We start from the raw sequence: 15536 nt of genomic DNA, 5'->3' as shown, positions 1-15536 counted from the left end.
GATCGAAGAAGACCAGTTCTCAGTCTGCTGCGTCTGCAGCTTCCGAAACGGTGTTGGCAGCCGGGCGGCCGTTGACGCGGACGCGGGGGCCGCGAGCCGGCTTAGCACCTGTGGAGATGCGTTCCATCTGCTGCTGGACCTGCGCTTCATAGCCGTATTCGGCAGGGCGCTGGTTGGCGAGCGAGATTTCCGGAACCATCGGCTTTTCGGTCTCGGGACCGAAAAGGGCGACCTTCGCGATGTGCCAGGGGCGTGCGACGGCGTCCATGACGGCTGTGGATTCGTAGCCGGAGTGGACCATGCAGTCGGCGCATTTCTCGTATGCGCCTGTGCCGTACTGCTCCCAGGCCGTGTCGTCCATCAGCTCCTTGAAGGTCTTGGCATAACCTTCGCCGAGCAGATAGCACGGACGCTGCCAGCCAAAGACCGTACGCAGCGGCTTGCCCCAGGGGGTGCAGTGGTAGTTCTCGTTGCCCGCCAGGAAGTTCAGGAAAAGCGGGGACTGCGTGAAGCGCCACTTCTTGCCTTTTCCGAGACGGAAAACGTCGCGGAAAAGCTGCTTTGTCTTCTGGCGGTTCAGGAAGTGCTCCTGATCCGGTGCGCGCTCATAGGCGTAGCCCGGAGCCGTCATGATGCCGTCAACGCCGAGAGCCATGACTTCGTCGAAGAAGGCGGCAAGGCGCTCCGGCACGGCTCCGTCGAAGACGGTGCAGTTGATCGAGACGCGGAAGCCACGGGATTTTGCAAGACGGATCGCCGCTACGGCCCGGTCGTACACACCGTCCTGACACACGGAGGAGTCATGCATCACCTGATCGCCATCGAGATGCACGTCCCAGGAGAAGAACGGGGAGGGCTCGTAATCGTCGAGCTTCTTTTCCAGCAACAGCCCGTTCGTGCACAGGTAGACGTATTTTTTGCGCCCGATCAAACCTTTGACGATCTGGGGCATTTCCTTGTGCAGGAGGGGTTCACCACCGGCGATTGCAATGACAGGAGCGCCGGCTTCCGTGTCGGCATCCAGGCATTCCTGAAGGCTGAGACGCTGGTTCAGGATCTGCGCGGGATAGTCGATCTTGCCGCAGCCGGCGCACGCCAGGTTGCAGCGGAACAGCGGTTCGAGCATCAGGACCAGCGGATATCGCTTGCGGCCCGTGAGGTGCTGCTTGACAACGTACCGTCCGACTCGGACAGCCTGCATCAAAGGAACGGCCATTATAATCCTCTGGTTCTAGCCTCCGGAAGGTGCGTCCAATAGGGCGCCCGGGGCCTTGCACATCGTGGATGGCCCGTGGCCTTCTTTCCTGTCCCGGCTCCGGGAAGTCGGGAAACGTGAAGGACCATCGGGCATTAGATTGTCTGCCTATAGACCCATTGTCGTGTTCGCCTCAATGTCAGGCTGCATAATTCGTACCGGCCCTGTGGCTAATGGAGCACAGATGGTCCTATGGATGCGAGAACCTGATACAGGGAACTTGATACATTGTGTCATGAACCTGATCTCTATGCCCGGAATTGTCTACCAGGACGAAAGTACGATCATGATTTGCCGTTTTTCCCCGAAAGTGACTCTGTCCCTTCTGTCTGCCTGCCTCCTGACGGGCCCTGTTGCGCTGGCGGCTTTTTCTCCGGCTGCGTTGGCCGATGCAGCGGCTATCGCCTCGCCAGCGGATTCTGCTGCGGTGGCGCCTGTCGCAGCCCTGTACGACGCTCTGAAGGCTGCCCAGAAGACCGGGAAAACCGCCCAGCAGCGTGCGACGATGATCGCTCCTGCCGTGGACCATGCTTTCGATCTGGAAGCGATTCTCCGTCGTTCAGTGGGTGTGCGCTACAACAGTCTCAGTCCTTCGGACCGTACGCGTCTGCTGGGGTCGTTCCGGCAGTTCACGATCGCCCATTATGCTGCGTCGTTTAAGCCTCAGGCGCAGGCGGCCTTTACCATTTCCTCACAGACGCGTCCGAACCCGACCGGTGGTGTGATTGTCGATACGACGATCGGCGGCACGGATGGCGGCGATGTCGTGCCCATCGACTACATCATGACAAATGGGGCATCGGGCTGGCGGATTACGGATGTTCTGCTGAACGCCCATATCAGTCAGGTCGCCGCGCAGCGTTCCGATTTCGGAGGGGCCCTGAGTCAGGGCGGCGCCAATGGTCTGGCCGATCATCTGGACGACAAGACTGCCCATTTCCTGCATGACTGAGCCCAGTCTCACGACGGCAGTCTTTCCCAAAAGCATTCGGGAAGGCTAGAACACCGTCGTGCCCTTACCTCTTACCATCGCAGCCAGCGTCTGCGCACTTGTTTCAGCCGCTGGAAACCTACAGGCGCTGACGGGCGCCCTCCTGCTCGCCCGGTTCCGCCGCACGGAGCGTCGCGCGGATGATGCGCTGCGCCTGTCCGAGCGGACATGGCCCGCCGTCACTGTGATGAAGCCTCTGCACGGTAACGAGCCGTTGCTGGAGGATGCGCTGGAAAGCGTCTTCACGCAGGATTATCCCGATTTCCAGATCGTCTTTGGCGTGCAGGACGCGCAGGACACCGCGCTGGCCGTGATCGAGCGACTCCGGGGGCGTTATCCGCAGGTTCCGGTCAGCGTGGTGGTCGATCCGCGCGAATATGGTCCGAACCGCAAGGTCGGGAATCTGATGAACATGTACGGGGAGGCCTGTCATGACATTATCGTGATATCCGACTCGGACATCCACGCCAGCCCCCGCTATCTGCGTCATGTCGTAACGGGTCTGGAAGAGCAGGGGGCCGGTCTGGTCACCACCCTGTATGCAGGTCGTCCTGCTGCGGGAACGCTCGTGCAGCAACTCGGTGCCTGCCAGATCAATCATAATTTCCTGCCTGGCGTCATGATGTCCCGCTTTCTGGGGCGTCAGGACTGTCTGGGCGCGACGATGGCCCTGCGTCGGCAGACCCTTGAGGAAATCGGTGGCCTTGAGGCGCTGGTCGATCACGTGGCGGATGATGCCGAACTGGGTCAGCTGATCCGGACGCGGGGCGAGAACATCGTCATCGCGCCGACCCTGACCCACACGACCGTGGGCGAACATACGCTCGGCGAGTTGCTGGCGCATGAGTTGCGCTGGGGGCGGACCGTCAAGAATGTCGCCCCGGTCGGTTATGGGCTGTCGTCCATCCAGCTTCCCCTGTTCTGGGCCGTGACGGCAGTGCTGTTCCGCCCGAATGCCTGGTGGACATGGAGCCTGCTGCTTCTGACATGGCTGCTCCGCGCCATCGGAAGCCGGATTATGGACCGTGCCACGGACTGTCCGCTCCCGGCTGTAATCCCGCTTCTGGTCATCCGCGACTGGCTGTCTGCTGCCATCATGGTGGGGAGTGCCCGCGGATCACGCGTTGCATGGCGAGGCAGAACGGTCCATATCGCCCGAAGAAAACGTAATTCCGTGTCCTGCGCCCCCTCGCTCCAGGCCGGCGCCACCCAAAGGAGTGTCCGATCATGATGAGAACCCTTTTTCTCCAGCCTCCTTCCTTTGACGGTTTCGATGGTGGTGCGGGTTCCCGCTACCAGGCGAAGCGCGAAATCAAGTCCTTCTGGTTTCCGACATGGCTGGCCCAGCCGGCTGCTCTCGTTCCAGGATCACGCCTGATCGACGCGCCGCCGGCCAAGATGGGTATGGATCCCATCCTTGAGGACGTGAAGAACCGCGACCTCGTCGTCATCCATACCTCCACGCCGTCCTTCGCTTCCGACGTGCGCGTGGCGCAGATGATCAAGGATGCAAATCCGAAGATCATGATCGGCATGGTGGGCGCCAAGGTGGCGGTTCAGCCGACCGAAAGCATGGAGAAGGGCAGCCCGATCGACTTCGTGGCCCGTAACGAGTTCGATTTCACCATCAAGGAAATCGCCGAAGGCAAGCCGCTCGCGGAAGTGGACGGTATCACCTGGCGCAACGAGAAGGGTGAGATCATCGCGAACAAGGATCGCGCGATGATCGAGGACATGGACAGCCTTCCGTTCGTGACGGAAGTCTACAAGCGTGACCTCAACATCAACGACTACTTCATCGGCTATCTGAAGCACCCCTACATCTCGATCTATACGGGCCGTGGCTGCAAGTCGCGCTGCACGTTCTGCCTGTGGCCGCAGACGGTTGGCGGCCATCGCTACCGGACCCGCAGCCCTGAGCATGTGGCCGCTGAAGTGCGTCTGGCCAAGCAGTACTTCCCCGAAGTGCAGGAATTCATGTTCGATGATGACACCTTCACGGACGATCTGCCGCGCGCCGAAGCCATTGCCCGTGAAATGGGCAAGCTTGGTGTTACGTGGTCCTGCAATGCCAAGGCGAATGTTCCTTACGAGACCCTGAAGGTTCTCAAGGAAAACGGCCTGCGCCTGCTGCTGGTCGGTTACGAAAGCGGCAACCAGCAGATCCTTCACAACATCAAGAAGGGCATGCTGGTCGAAACGGCCAAGGAATTCACGCGCAACTGCCACAAGCTGGGCATCAAGATCCACGGAACCTTCATCGTCGGCCTGCCGGGCGAGACGAAGGAGACCATCCAGGAGACGATCCAGTTCGCCAAGGAAATCAACCCGCATACCCTGCAGGTTTCGCTGGCTGCGCCGTATCCCGGCACCTTCCTGCACAAGCAGGCGACGGAAAATGGCTGGCTGAACGAAGCGGAAGCCGAACTGATCGACGAGAGCGGCGTGCAGATCGCACCGCTGCATTACCCGCACCTGTCGCATACGGAAATCTTCGAGAGCGTCGAGGAATTCTATCGCAAGTTCTACTTCCGCGGTTCCAAGATCGCCTCCATCGTCAACGAGATGATCCGTAGCCCGCAGATGATGAAGCGTCGTCTGCGCGAGGGTGTGGAATTCTTCCAGTTCCTCAAGGACCGTCACGCCGCCTGAACGGCGTGCGCCTGACCAGACAATATCCGGGGGCCATGGCGCATGTCATGGCCCCTTTTTCGTGAGATCTGCCATGACATCCAGCCCCTCCCGCCGCGCCATCGTGTCCGCCGACGATTTCGGCATGAGCCTCGAAGTCAACGAGGCCATCGAACAGGCCCATCGCAACGGCATCCTGTCCACGGCTAGTCTGATGGTGGCCGGGGATGCTGCCGGGGATGCCATCCGACGTGCGAAGACGATGCCGGATCTGAGAGTCGGATTGCATGTGGTGGCGATCGAGGGCAAGTCCGTCCTCGATCTGCCTGCCATTACGGACGAGCAGGGCTGGTTTGGGCGCAACCAATTGCGCCTTGGCGTGAAGTATTTCTTCAGCCCGCAGGCTCGGAGTGCCCTGCGGCGCGAAATCGAAGCCCAGTTCCGTAATTTTGTCGCAAGCGGGTTAGCGCTCGATCACGCCAACGCCCATAAACACATGCATTTGCATCCGACGGTGGGACGATTCCTGATCGAGTCCGGCCTGGAGCATGGATTACGGGCTGTCCGCTCGCCCTTCGAGCCGCCGGAGCCTGTCGAGGCCAACGATACGTTGGGAGACCGCGCCCTACGCCACTGGATCGGCGTGCTGCGGCATCAGATTCGCAAAGCGGGGCTGAAAACCAATGACTGGTGTTTCGGGCTGCGCTGGTCCGGCCATATGACGCCGGACCATATCCGCAGTCTTGTTCCGCGCCTGCCCACGGGCACGAGCGAAATCTACTTTCACCCCGCCACGGCTCAGGACGCCATGATGAAGCGTTTCATGCCGGGCTATGAGCAGGAGGGCGAACTGGCCGCCCTTCTGGACCCGGCTGTGCGGGAGGCATTCGACCGGTATGGGGTCGCCCGCATCGGCTGGGCCGATCTGTAAGACCGGCCCGGCAGCACGTCTCAGGCCGTCAGCGTGAACGCTTCGGTCGGGCGGGCGCCGTAACGGGTGATAATCTCACCGGCCGCCTGATTGCCCAGCTTCGCGCAGGTGACGAGGTCGTGCTTCCTGCTCAGACCGGCCAGGAAGCCTGCTGCGAACGCATCGCCTGCGCCCGTGGTGTCCACGACCTTTACTTCGGTTGTCGGAACGTCATGGCGCTCGCCTTCGCCGATCACGACCGCACCCTTTTCGCTGCGTGTGATGACGGCCAGCTTTGTTTCGGCGGAGACCTGCGTGACGGCTTCTTCGAAATCCGTGACTTCGTACAGGGCCAGAAGCTCGGCCTCGTTGGCGAACAGGATGTCCACATGGCCCGCTACAAGCTCGTGGAAGGCGGCGCGATGGCGTTCCACGCAGAACGTGTCGGACAGCGTCAGGGCGACCTGACGGCCAGCCTTGCGGGCCAGACGGGCTGCATGTTCGAACGCTTCCTGGGCCTGCGGCTTGTCGTACAGATAGCCTTCCAGATAGGTGATGGCCGCATCCGCCACGACGGATTCATGCACGTCCTCGAACGTGAATTCCGTGCAGGCGCCGAGATAGGTGAACATGGTGCGCTGGCCTTCGGGCGTCACCAGAACGATGCAGCGTGCGGTCGGGGTGCCATCGGCGGCCGGAAGCGGCTCGGACGGGAAGGTGATGCCCTGTTCGCGCATGTCGCGTGTGAAATGGTCGCCGGCTTCGTCAGCCGTGACTTTGCCAAGATAGGCCACTTTCGCACCCATACGGGCCGCCACGACGGCCGTGTTGGCGCCGGAGCCGCCGCCTGTCACATTTTCGATATCCACGCGGCTTTCGATGGCATGCGCCGTGGCAGCGTCGATCAGGGTCATGCTCCCGGCAGCAGCGCCAAGCCCGTCGATCAGGTCCTGGCCCACAGGGGCGAGAACGTCGACGATGGCATTGCCGATACACAGAAGGTCATGCTGGGGTGCAGACATTGGAACTCCGGTCAGGTCGCTGAAAACTTCAGAAAAAAACATTTAACGGGCAGACTGCGCCATTAAATCAACACGATCATAGGTCCCCTCTGGGTTCACGCCAACTCCCGGTTAACCCGACGCCGTTTTCCTCCGTGAGATTTCGTCACATTTATGGAAATGCGCGTCTTGTCCCGCCGGGTCGTGAGCGTGTAGCCTTGTCGAAAGACCGGTTCCCGAATGTTCTGTCTGCGAGCGTCCTGTTCTCGCAATGGATCGTCCGGGAGACGTCCAAGACAGAATTAGAGTGTTCTTTTCAGATCCGCAGCGGGGTTTCCTTGTTCAGAAGACGCAAACCGGAAGATGACTCCAAGCCTGTCGAGAACGGCAAACTTGCAGGTCAGCCCATTTTCCCCAACCGGCCGGACGCTCCCAGCCAGACGGCTCCCGCGTCAGGATCCGGATCGCCCTCCAGTCCCCAACCTGCCCAGCAGCCCAACCAGCAGAAGGACCCCGCGCCCATGGGTCGTACCCCTTTCCCGGCACCGCCGTCTTCCAATTCTCCGACGGGCGTAACGCCGGCAGGGGCGCCGCGCCCCGGTGTGGCCGCCGTTCCGGGCGCACCGCGCCAGACCGGCCCTGAGCGTCGTACGCTTGTTGTCGGCCGTGGCATCAGCGTGCAGGGGTCCGTGCAGGACGCCGAACGCCTTGTCGTTGAGGGTACGGTCGAGTCCAGCATGATCCATGCGACCGAGCTTCAGGTCACGCATGGTGGCGTCTTCCGGGGCGGCGTCGAGGTTGAGGACGCAGAACTGGCGGGCACGATCGACGGCACCCTGACCGTCAATGGCAGCCTGACGATCCGTGCGACCGGCCGTCTCATCGGCAAGGTCAAGTGCCGTCGTCTTCAGGTCGAGGATGGTGGTCAGATCACGGGTCAGCTCGAAATGATCACGGATGGCGCATCTTCGCGTCCGGCTGTCAGCGAAACTGTCAAGTCCGAGCCCGCTCCCGGTGAAGGCGCCAGCGAAGCGCCCTGATCCCTTATTGCGGACCAGCATAAAGGCCCGTTCCCTCTCAGGGGCGGGCTTTTTTGTGTCTGATCCGGACCTTCTGGCGGCAGAGCAACAGGCAGAACCGCCCTGACAGGAGAAAACCCCTTCATGACATCCCGTCTGCTCTCCACGTTTGCTGTGGCACTGCTATGCGCGCCATTGGCCGCATCCGCTCAGGGCTTTTTCGGCCAGAATACTGCGCCCCGTAGCGCGCATGACATGCCTGCGCAGTGTGACAATGCGCATTTCCTCGCCGATCAGCATGGACTGGAACAGAGCGGCCCCACCGGTATCGACCTGCCCGAGCATCTCTGTGGACGGGTTCTGGCGGTCTCCCCCAAAGCAAAACGCACCCGCAGCGGCTGGCACGGTTATTTCTATCTGTCGGTCGGGCAGGGGGTCTCCATCCGGATCGTCTCTGATCTGGATCAGATGAATGCACCGCAATGGCCCTGGGTCAGCAAGGGCGATCAGGTCGAGGTTCAGGGGCGCTACTATTACGACAGCCTGCGTCGTCAGGGCGTGGACTGGACCCATCATGGTACAGGCCGCAAATGGCCCTGGCCCGGCTATGTCGTGGTGAACGGCACCCGCTACCAGTAAGAAAAAAGGCCCGGCGAGACAGTGTCTCCCGGGCCTTTCTGCTGGTTGAAGGACTTCAGCTTGTCGCTTCGTCTTTCTTGGAAGCGCCATCCTCGCCCTTGGCGTTATCTCCTCCTTCGAGAATATCGAAGTCGAGTGCGCCGTTCTTCATGCCAATCCGAACGGCACCGCCCTGAGCCAGCCGTCCGAAAAGCAGTTCCTCGGCCAGAGGCTTCTTGATGTATTCCTGAATGACGCGTCCCAGTGGACGGGCGCCATACAGTCGGTCGTATCCGCGCTCGGCGAGCCATTCCTTGGCGCTCGAGGAAATCTCGATCGTCACATGGCGGTCGGCAAGCTGAGCTTCGAGCTGAAGCACGAACTTCTCGACCACGCGGCCTACGGTCTCCGGCGTCAGGTTGGCGAAGGGAATGATCGCGTCCAGACGGTTGCGGAATTCCGGCGTGAACAGGCGTTTGACTGCCTCTTCATCCTCACCGCTCCGCGCCGTCCGTCCAAACCCGATCGCCTCCTTGGACAGGTCCGCCGCGCCCGCATTCGTGGTCATGATCAGGATCACGTTGCGGAAATCGACGACCTTGCCGTTGTGATCCGTCAGGCGGCCATGATCCATGACCTGAAGCAGGACATTGAACAGGTCCGGATGAGCCTTCTCGATCTCGTCCAGCAGCAGGACCGCGTGCGGATGCTGGTCGATCGCATCCGTCAGCAGACCGCCCTGATCGAACCCGACATACCCTGGAGGCGCACCGATCAGACGGGAGATCGAATGGCGCTCCATGTATTCGGACATGTCGAAGCGGATCAGTTCGATCCCGAGCGAGTTGGAAAGCTGCTTGGCGACTTCCGTCTTGCCGACGCCCGTGGGGCCGGAGAACAGGTAGTTGCCGATCGGCTTTTCTGCATCGCGCAGTCCGGCACGGGACAGCTTGATTGCCGCAGCCAGCGCGTCGATCGCCTTGTCCTGTCCGAAGACCATGTTCCGCAGGTCCCGCTCCAGATGGCGCAGGGTCTCGCGGTCATCGGCCGAGACGCTTTTGGGCGGGATACGGGCGATCTTGGCGATGGCCTCTTCCACGTCCTTCAGCGTCACGGTCTTGCGGCGCTTGTTTTCGGGCACCAGCATCCGCGCCGCGCCGACTTCGTCGATTACGTCGATCGCCTTGTCCGGCAGTTTGCGGTCATGGACATACTTGGCCGCCAGTTCGACGGCGCCGCGCAGGGCTTCGTCGGTGTAGCGAACCTTGTGATGCTTCTCGTAGCTGCCCTTCAGGCCGCGCAGAATCTTGATCGCATCCTCGATCGAAGGCTCCGGCACGTCGATTTTCTGGAACCGGCGCACGAGCGCCCGATCCTTCTCGAAGTGCTGACGGAACTCCTTGTAGGTCGTGGAACCGATGCAGCGCAGGGTCCCTGCGGCCAGGGCAGGCTTGAGCAGGTTGGAGGCGTCCATTGCCCCTCCCGATGTCGCTCCCGCGCCGATGACGGTATGGATTTCGTCAATGAACAGGATGGCGCCAGGGGTCTGGTCCATTTCCGTCACGACGGCTTTCAGCCGCTCTTCGAAATCGCCGCGATAGCGCGTGCCAGCCAGAAGCGAGCCCATGTCCAGCGAGTAGATCGTGCTGTTCAGCAGAACGTCCGGCACTTCGCCTTCCACGATCCGCTTGGCCAGACCTTCGGCAATTGCCGTCTTGCCGACGCCCGGATCTCCCACATAAAGCGGATTGTTCTTGGTCCGGCGGCACAGGATCTGGATGGTGCGTTCGATTTCCTGATCGCGGCCGATCAACGGATCAATCCGCCCCTCACGCGCACGTTCATTCAGATCGACGCAATAGGTCGCCAGTGCTCCCTCCTTGGCCGTTTCCTTGCGCTCCTCGCGTTCGGACGTATCCTTGGAAGCCGCAGCCGAGCGGCGCCCCGTTCCCCGGTCGGGTGCCTTGGCGATTCCGTGCGAGATGAAGTTGACCGCATCGAGTCGCGTCATGTCCTGCAACTGCAGGAAATAGACGGCATGGCTTTCGCGCTCGGCAAACAGGGCGACCAGCACGTTAGCGCCCGTGACTTCGTCGCGGCCCGTGCTCTGTACATGGATCGCCGCGCGCTGGATCACGCGCTGGAAAGCCGCGGTCGGCTTGGGTTCCGTCGGGCGTTCAGCCGCCAGCCCTGCCAGATCCTTGTCCAGGAAATCCGTCAGATCGGAGCGCAGCTTGTCGAGATCAATGCCGCAGGCCCGGAAGACCGTCAGGGCATCGTCGTCTTCTGTCAGTGCGAGCAGAAGATGTTCGAGGGTTGCATATTCGTGACGCCGGTCACCTGCGAATGTCAGGGCGCGGTGGAGCGTCTGTTCGAGCGTACGGGACAGCATGGGATGGCGCTCCTCTCGACCTCTCGTAGGAAAGGTATCTTGTCGCGGAGTAACGTGTAACGCCAGTCAGAAACGCAAAGGGAAACAAGAAATTATCCTGCGCCCGGGCTTTTCTGCCTGTCAGACGGATCAGTCTTTCTCGATCGTGCACTGAAGAGGGTGCTGGTTCTGGCGCGCCAGATCCATCACCTGTGTCACCTTGCTTTCAGCCACTTCATACGTGAACACCCCGCAGACTCCGACGCCGCGCTGGTGAACCTGAAGCATGACGGACGTTGCCTCGTCCCGGGTTTTGGCAAAGAAACGCTCCAGCACATGCACCACAAACTCCATGGGCGTGTAGTCGTCGTTGAGCATCAGAACCTTGTACATGGAAGGTTTGCGCGTCCGGGTTCTGGGACGCACCACCACGCTGACTTCAAGGTCCTGATCCCCGTCTCCCCTGTCCGGCTCACGGGGCGGAATGGAGTCGGGAGACTCCGGCCCCATGCGAGATGGACTCCGCGAGGATGCGACACCGGAAAGGCCGTTCGGGCAGGGGGGAAGATCATAAAAAGACATGACGGGTATGATATGGTGCGAATTTCGGTCTTGAGAAGGGCTGCAAGCCCCTGAAATAAGGTTTTTATGCGCCGCGTGCCATGATCCTGCCTCCTTTCCGCCCTGCTTACGAAAAATTAAGGAAAGTCCTTCAAAGCTGGTGGACGGGGAGTTTTCAATGCGCCTAGACTGCCTGTCATGCAGGTGGCTCAAGAGCCAGATCTTTCCCAAGACGACGTTCCGTTCAGAGGCTGTCAGTAGATGCGTTTCCCGTTCCAGAAAGCTTTTCTGTTGTGCGCCATGACAACCATGGGGCTGGGATCTGCGAAGGCACAATATGCCGGACATGTCTCGAGCTATGTGATGGACGCCAGGACAGGCGCTGTTCTGTCTGCGACGGATGCCGAGCTGCAACGGTATCCTGCGTCCCTGACAAAGCTCATGACGCTCTATCTGACGTTCCGCGCCCTTGAAGCGCATCAGATCACGCTGGACGAACAGGTTCCGGTGTCCATTCATGCTTCCATTCAGGCTCCGTCAAAGCTGGGCCTTGTGCCGGGAACGAAGCTGACAGTGGAGCAGGGCATTCTGGGGCTCGTCACGAAGTCTGCCAATGATGCGGCCTGTGCCCTGGGTGAATTTCTCGGCGGCGGAGATGAGGTACGCTTCGCCCAGCTCATGACGCAGCAGGCGCGGGCTCTGGGGATGGTCAATACGACCTTCCGCAATGCTTCCGGTCTGCCTGATCCGGATCAGGTTACGACAGCGCATGATCTGGCCCTGCTCTCGCAGCATCTGATTGCAGATTTTCCCCAGTATTATCACTATTTCAACGTTCCCTCCTTCTATTTCCATCGCCGTATGGTTCCGAACCATGATCCGATGCTGAAAATCTATGCGGGCGCTGATGGTCTCAAGACGGGGTATACCGATCTGGCAGGCCATAACCTCATCACGTCTGCCCAGCGCGGGAATGTGCGCCTGATCGGCGTGGTCATGGGGTCTCCCAGCAATGCGCGTCGTTCCATGGAAATGGTGGCGCTGCTCGATAAGGGGTTTGCAGATGAAGGCGTGGCGCCCCAGCCGCTTCTTCACCCTGCGGCTCCATCCGGTGTCCTGATGGCCTCGGCCCGTCGTCGCGGTCGCTTCCATCACGGTTTCCTGCTGGCGTCTTCGCGCCCCATGGAAGTTGCCGATGCGCCGACAGCCCCGCGTCGTTATGGCCGGATTTCTCACCATGGTGCGGCCGTACGCATGGTGAGTGTGCGCCATGTTGTCGCCCACAAAAAGCGCTCCCGGCACAGCTGATCCTGAAAATCTGACCTGCCGCCTTGCGATCCAGCCCGGACAGACGCATTTTGTCCGGGCTTTTGAAGATTGAAGGATCAGGCGGCAGATTATGGATAACGCACGGGGTATCGTTCTCTACGATCAGGACGATTTCAAACATCTGCATCGTGTTGGCCGCCTGACGGCGGAGGCGCTGGACATGATCACGCCCCATGTGCAGCCCGGCGTTACCACAGAAGAGCTGAACCAGCTGATCCACGACTTCACGATCGCCCATGGTGCCACGCCTGCTCCGCTGAACTATCGCGGCTATCCGAAATCCTGCTGCATCTCGATCAACCATGTCGTATGTCACGGCATTCCCGGTTCCAAGAAGCTGTCCAATGGTGACATCGTCAACATTGACGTCACTTCCATTCTGGACGGCTGGTACGGCGACAGTTCACGCATGTATGTCGTGGGCAAGGCGCCAAAGAAGGCCGAAAAACTGGTCGATGTGACGTATGAGGCGCTGATGCGTGGCATCGCGCAGGTGCGCCCGGGCAAGACGCTTGGTGATATTGGCCATGCCATTCAGGAATATGCGGAAGCCAACCGCTTCTCCATCGTTCAGGATTTCTGTGGTCATGGCATTGGTCGGGATTTCCATGCCGAGCCGAATGTTCTCCATTATGGGCGCCCCGGTGAGGGTGTGAAGCTCGTGGAAGGGATGGTGTTCACGATCGAGCCCATGCTGAATATCGGCCGTCCGGACGTGAAAATCCTTGATGACGGCTGGACAGCCGTGACCCGTGACCGCACCCTGTCAGCCCAGTTCGAGCATCAGGTTGGCGTGACGGCCGATGGCTGCGAAATTTTCACCCTGTCCCCCAAAGGCTACACCAAGCCTCCTTATGGAGAGACCGCATGAGAGCGTTTTCGCTTCTTCTCGCCACGGCCCTGATCAGCAGCACGACGCTCGCCATCGCAGCCGCCCCGGCGCTGAGTTCAGCGCATGATCCGCTGGCTTTCGGTCCGGACAATGTCAGTGCCGGTGTGCTGACGTCAGGCCGTCATGGCATGGTGGTGTCGGCGCAGCATCTCGCCTCGGATGCCGGTGCGAAAATCCTTGCACAGGGTGGCAATGCGGTCGATGCGGCCGTGGCTGTCGGATATGCTCTGGCTGTGGTCTATCCCGCAGCCGGTAATATTGGCGGCGGCGGATTCATGACCCTGCGTTTGAAAACGGGCCAGACGGTCTTCATTGATTTCCGCGAACATGCTCCCGCCGCTGCGACGGCCACGATGTATCAGGACGCTTCGGGCAAGGTCATTCCGGGTCTGTCCACTGAAGGCTGGAAAGCCGTCGCCGTTCCGGGAACAGTCGCGGGGCTGGACTCCATTCTGCAGAAATGGGGGCGCCTGCCACGCGCCAAGGTCATGGCCCCTGCGATTGCGCTGGCCCGGAATGGCTTCGTTCTGAATCAGGGCGATGCGGATCTTCTGCACACCTCGACGCGCTATTTCCAGCACGATCCCTATGCCCGCGCGTTCTATCTGCGCCCCGATGGTACGCCGCTTCAGACGGGCGACCGTCTGGTGCAGAAGGATCTGGCGGACTCGCTGGAACTGATCGCCAAAGAAGGTCCGCAGGCGTTTTATGATGGTCCGATCGCGAAGGAAATCGTGCGCGCCAGCACTGAAGGCGGCGGCATTCTTCAGCTTTCTGACTTCAAAAACTATCACATCCGTCACCTTGAGCCGATCCGCTGCACCTATCGGGGCTATACGATCGACACGGCACCGCCGCCGAGCGGCGGGGGTGTTGCACTCTGCGAAATCCTGAACATTCTCTCCGGTTACGATATGCACGCCCTTGGTCTGCATAGCGCGCCTGCAACGCAGCGCGAGATCGAGGCCATGCGTCATGCCTATTCCGACCGGCGCGATCTGGGCGATCCGGATTTCGTCCATAATCCTGTCGAACACCTGATCGACCCCGCTTACGCCTATCAGATCCGCCAGGGCATTCCGACCGATCGCGCGCTGTCGTCCAGCACGCTCAGAGCAGGAGAGGCGCTGCCCGTTCCCGTGACGCAGGCGGCTCCCGACACCCAGGAAAAGCATGAGACCACGCAGTTCTCCGTGCTTGATCGTGAAGGGACGGCCGTTTCGGCAACCTATACCCTCAATGGCTGGTTCGGCGCGGGTGTAATGGGGGGGCATACTGGCATCTGGATGAACGACGAGATGGACGATTTCTCGTCCAAGCCGGGTGCGCCCAACATGTTCGGCATTGTCGGTTCGGAAGCCAATGCGATTGCCCCGGGCAAGACGCCGCTGTCTTCGATGTCGCCCTCCATCGTTTCGCGCGATGGCAAGGTCGTCATGGTGATCGGCAGCCCCGGCGGTTCGCGCATTCCGACGATCACGCTTTCCGTCATTCTCGGGGTGATTGATTACGGGCTGGATATCCGTCAGGCCATCGACCTGCCGCGAATCCATGAACAGTGGGAGCCTTCCGCTGTTGAGCTTGAGCAGGGGGCGCTGTCTGACACGGCCATGCAGACTCTCAAGGCCGAAGGGTATGCCCTGTCGCCCCATCGTCCGTGGGGTGTGGCGGAAGGCATCCTTGCCGATCGCCCGAGCCTGAAGGCTCCGAAGACCGGTCTGATCTATGGTGCGGCCGACCCGCGGCACATGGGTGGGGCGGCTGTCGGCGAATAAGACGCGGGAATGAGGGCGTACTCTGATGATTGGGGGTTGTCAGACACCCCTCTCTCCGTGTTAGGAGAGCGCCGGGAGGTCGGCTTTGGACGGATACCTTGCCAACCCGGTCAGGTCCGGAAGGAAGCAGCCGCAGTGAGTTTTATCCGGGTTGAATGTCCGGCCTCCTACCTCACACAGTCA

The 15536-nt window shown here is 60.7% G+C and carries 13 protein-coding genes and 1 other RNA gene; 10 read left to right on the top strand and 4 right to left on the bottom strand.

The window, feature by feature from the left end; translation table 11 throughout:
* Nucleotides 1-19: 19 nt before the first annotated feature.
* Nucleotides 20-1216 (bottom strand): adenosyl-hopene transferase HpnH, encoded by a 1197-nt coding sequence (hpnH, locus tag GAL01_RS07000; protein WP_062029862.1) that lies wholly within the window; start codon nucleotides 1214-1216, stop codon nucleotides 20-22.
* A 274-nt stretch (nucleotides 1217-1490) separates the two neighbouring features.
* Here hpnH and GAL01_RS06995 point away from each other — a divergent pair, with 274 nt between their 5' ends.
* The 4 genes from GAL01_RS06995 (at nucleotide 1491) to hpnK (ending at nucleotide 5808) form a co-directional block, all read left to right on the top strand.
* A complete protein-coding gene (locus tag GAL01_RS06995; protein ID WP_231865318.1) occupies nucleotides 1491-2207 on the top strand; it encodes an ABC transporter substrate-binding protein in 717 nt (238 codons plus the stop codon).
* A gap of 58 nt (nucleotides 2208-2265) precedes the next feature.
* Nucleotides 2266-3477 (top strand): bacteriohopanetetrol glucosamine biosynthesis glycosyltransferase HpnI, encoded by a 1212-nt coding sequence (hpnI, locus tag GAL01_RS06990; protein ID WP_062029860.1) that lies wholly within the window; start codon nucleotides 2266-2268, stop codon nucleotides 3475-3477.
* On the top strand, nucleotides 3474-4898 hold the full coding sequence (gene hpnJ / locus GAL01_RS06985; protein WP_062029858.1) for a hopanoid biosynthesis associated radical SAM protein HpnJ: 1425 nt from the start codon (nucleotides 3474-3476) through the stop codon (nucleotides 4896-4898). The genes hpnI and hpnJ overlap by 4 nt, the downstream gene beginning before the upstream one ends.
* Before the next feature lie 73 nt (nucleotides 4899-4971).
* Complete coding sequence (hpnK, locus tag GAL01_RS06980; protein WP_062029856.1) at nucleotides 4972-5808, top strand: hopanoid biosynthesis-associated protein HpnK; 837 nt, start codon at nucleotides 4972-4974, stop codon at nucleotides 5806-5808.
* Nucleotides 5809-5828: 20 nt separating this feature from the next.
* Here the strand turns inward: hpnK and GAL01_RS06975 are convergent, their stop codons facing one another.
* Entirely contained in the window at nucleotides 5829-6809 is a 981-nt protein-coding gene (locus GAL01_RS06975) for an adenosine kinase (RefSeq protein ID WP_062029854.1), read from the bottom strand.
* A 317-nt stretch (nucleotides 6810-7126) separates the two neighbouring features.
* Between GAL01_RS06975 and GAL01_RS06965 the strand changes: the two genes are divergently transcribed.
* Complete coding sequence (locus GAL01_RS06965) at nucleotides 7127-7828, top strand: bactofilin family protein (protein ID WP_231865317.1); 702 nt, start codon at nucleotides 7127-7129, stop codon at nucleotides 7826-7828.
* A 123-nt stretch (nucleotides 7829-7951) separates the two neighbouring features.
* Nucleotides 7952-8446 carry a DUF3465 domain-containing protein gene (locus GAL01_RS06960; protein ID WP_062029852.1) on the top strand — a complete coding sequence of 165 codons (495 nt, stop codon included), beginning with the start codon at nucleotides 7952-7954 and terminating at the stop codon, nucleotides 8444-8446.
* A 55-nt stretch (nucleotides 8447-8501) separates the two neighbouring features.
* Here GAL01_RS06960 and clpA read toward each other — a convergent pair whose 3' ends face one another.
* Together clpA and clpS are read right to left on the bottom strand one after the other, a co-directional pair.
* Nucleotides 8502-10817, bottom strand: a complete 2316-nt coding sequence (gene clpA, locus GAL01_RS06955) for an ATP-dependent Clp protease ATP-binding subunit ClpA (RefSeq protein ID WP_062029850.1) — start codon at nucleotides 10815-10817, stop codon at nucleotides 8502-8504.
* A 129-nt stretch (nucleotides 10818-10946) separates the two neighbouring features.
* Nucleotides 10947-11306 (bottom strand): ATP-dependent Clp protease adapter ClpS, encoded by a 360-nt coding sequence (gene clpS, locus GAL01_RS06950; protein WP_062029917.1) that lies wholly within the window; start codon nucleotides 11304-11306, stop codon nucleotides 10947-10949.
* 312 nt (nucleotides 11307-11618) lie between these two features.
* Between clpS and GAL01_RS06945 the strand changes: the two genes are divergently transcribed.
* From GAL01_RS06945 to ffs, 4 genes are all read left to right on the top strand, one after another.
* Nucleotides 11619-12665 carry a D-alanyl-D-alanine carboxypeptidase family protein gene (locus GAL01_RS06945; RefSeq protein WP_062029849.1) on the top strand — a complete coding sequence of 349 codons (1047 nt, stop codon included), beginning with the start codon at nucleotides 11619-11621 and terminating at the stop codon, nucleotides 12663-12665.
* 91 nt (nucleotides 12666-12756) lie between these two features.
* Nucleotides 12757-13557, top strand: a complete 801-nt coding sequence (map, locus tag GAL01_RS06940) for a type I methionyl aminopeptidase (RefSeq protein WP_062029847.1) — start codon at nucleotides 12757-12759, stop codon at nucleotides 13555-13557.
* Nucleotides 13554-15353 (top strand): gamma-glutamyltransferase, encoded by a 1800-nt coding sequence (gene ggt, locus GAL01_RS06935; protein WP_062029845.1) that lies wholly within the window; start codon nucleotides 13554-13556, stop codon nucleotides 15351-15353. The genes map and ggt overlap by 4 nt, the downstream gene beginning before the upstream one ends.
* A gap of 74 nt (nucleotides 15354-15427) precedes the next feature.
* An RNA gene (gene ffs, locus GAL01_RS06930) (signal recognition particle sRNA small type) lies at nucleotides 15428-15524 on the top strand.
* Nucleotides 15525-15536: the final 12 nt, after the last annotated feature.

The organism is Gluconobacter albidus (assembly GCF_002723915.1).
In the GTDB taxonomy this organism is placed as follows: domain Bacteria; phylum Pseudomonadota; class Alphaproteobacteria; order Acetobacterales; family Acetobacteraceae; genus Gluconobacter; species Gluconobacter albidus.
This window is presented reverse-complemented; position numbering and strand designations above follow the sequence as displayed.

Excerpts from the sequence above, each read along its gene's own strand:
- map (WP_062029847.1), top strand. The coding sequence starts at position 12,757 with ATGGATAACGCACGGGGTATCGTTCTCTACGATCAGGACGATTTCAAA.
- GAL01_RS06945 (WP_062029849.1), top strand. The coding sequence starts at position 11,619 with ATGCGTTTCCCGTTCCAGAAAGCTTTTCTGTTGTGCGCCATGACAACC.
- hpnJ (WP_062029858.1), top strand. The coding sequence starts at position 3,474 with ATGATGAGAACCCTTTTTCTCCAGCCTCCTTCCTTTGACGGTTTCGAT.
- ggt (WP_062029845.1), top strand. The coding sequence starts at position 13,554 with ATGAGAGCGTTTTCGCTTCTTCTCGCCACGGCCCTGATCAGCAGCACG.
- clpS (WP_062029917.1), bottom strand. The coding sequence starts at position 11,306 with ATGGGGCCGGAGTCTCCCGACTCCATTCCGCCCCGTGAGCCGGACAGG.
- hpnK (WP_062029856.1), top strand. The coding sequence starts at position 4,972 with ATGACATCCAGCCCCTCCCGCCGCGCCATCGTGTCCGCCGACGATTTC.
- hpnH (WP_062029862.1), bottom strand. The coding sequence starts at position 1,216 with ATGGCCGTTCCTTTGATGCAGGCTGTCCGAGTCGGACGGTACGTTGTC.
- GAL01_RS06995 (WP_231865318.1), top strand. The coding sequence starts at position 1,491 with ATGAACCTGATCTCTATGCCCGGAATTGTCTACCAGGACGAAAGTACG.
- GAL01_RS06975 (WP_062029854.1), bottom strand. The coding sequence starts at position 6,809 with ATGTCTGCACCCCAGCATGACCTTCTGTGTATCGGCAATGCCATCGTC.
- GAL01_RS06960 (WP_062029852.1), top strand. The coding sequence starts at position 7,952 with ATGACATCCCGTCTGCTCTCCACGTTTGCTGTGGCACTGCTATGCGCG.
- clpA (WP_062029850.1), bottom strand. The coding sequence starts at position 10,817 with ATGCTGTCCCGTACGCTCGAACAGACGCTCCACCGCGCCCTGACATTC.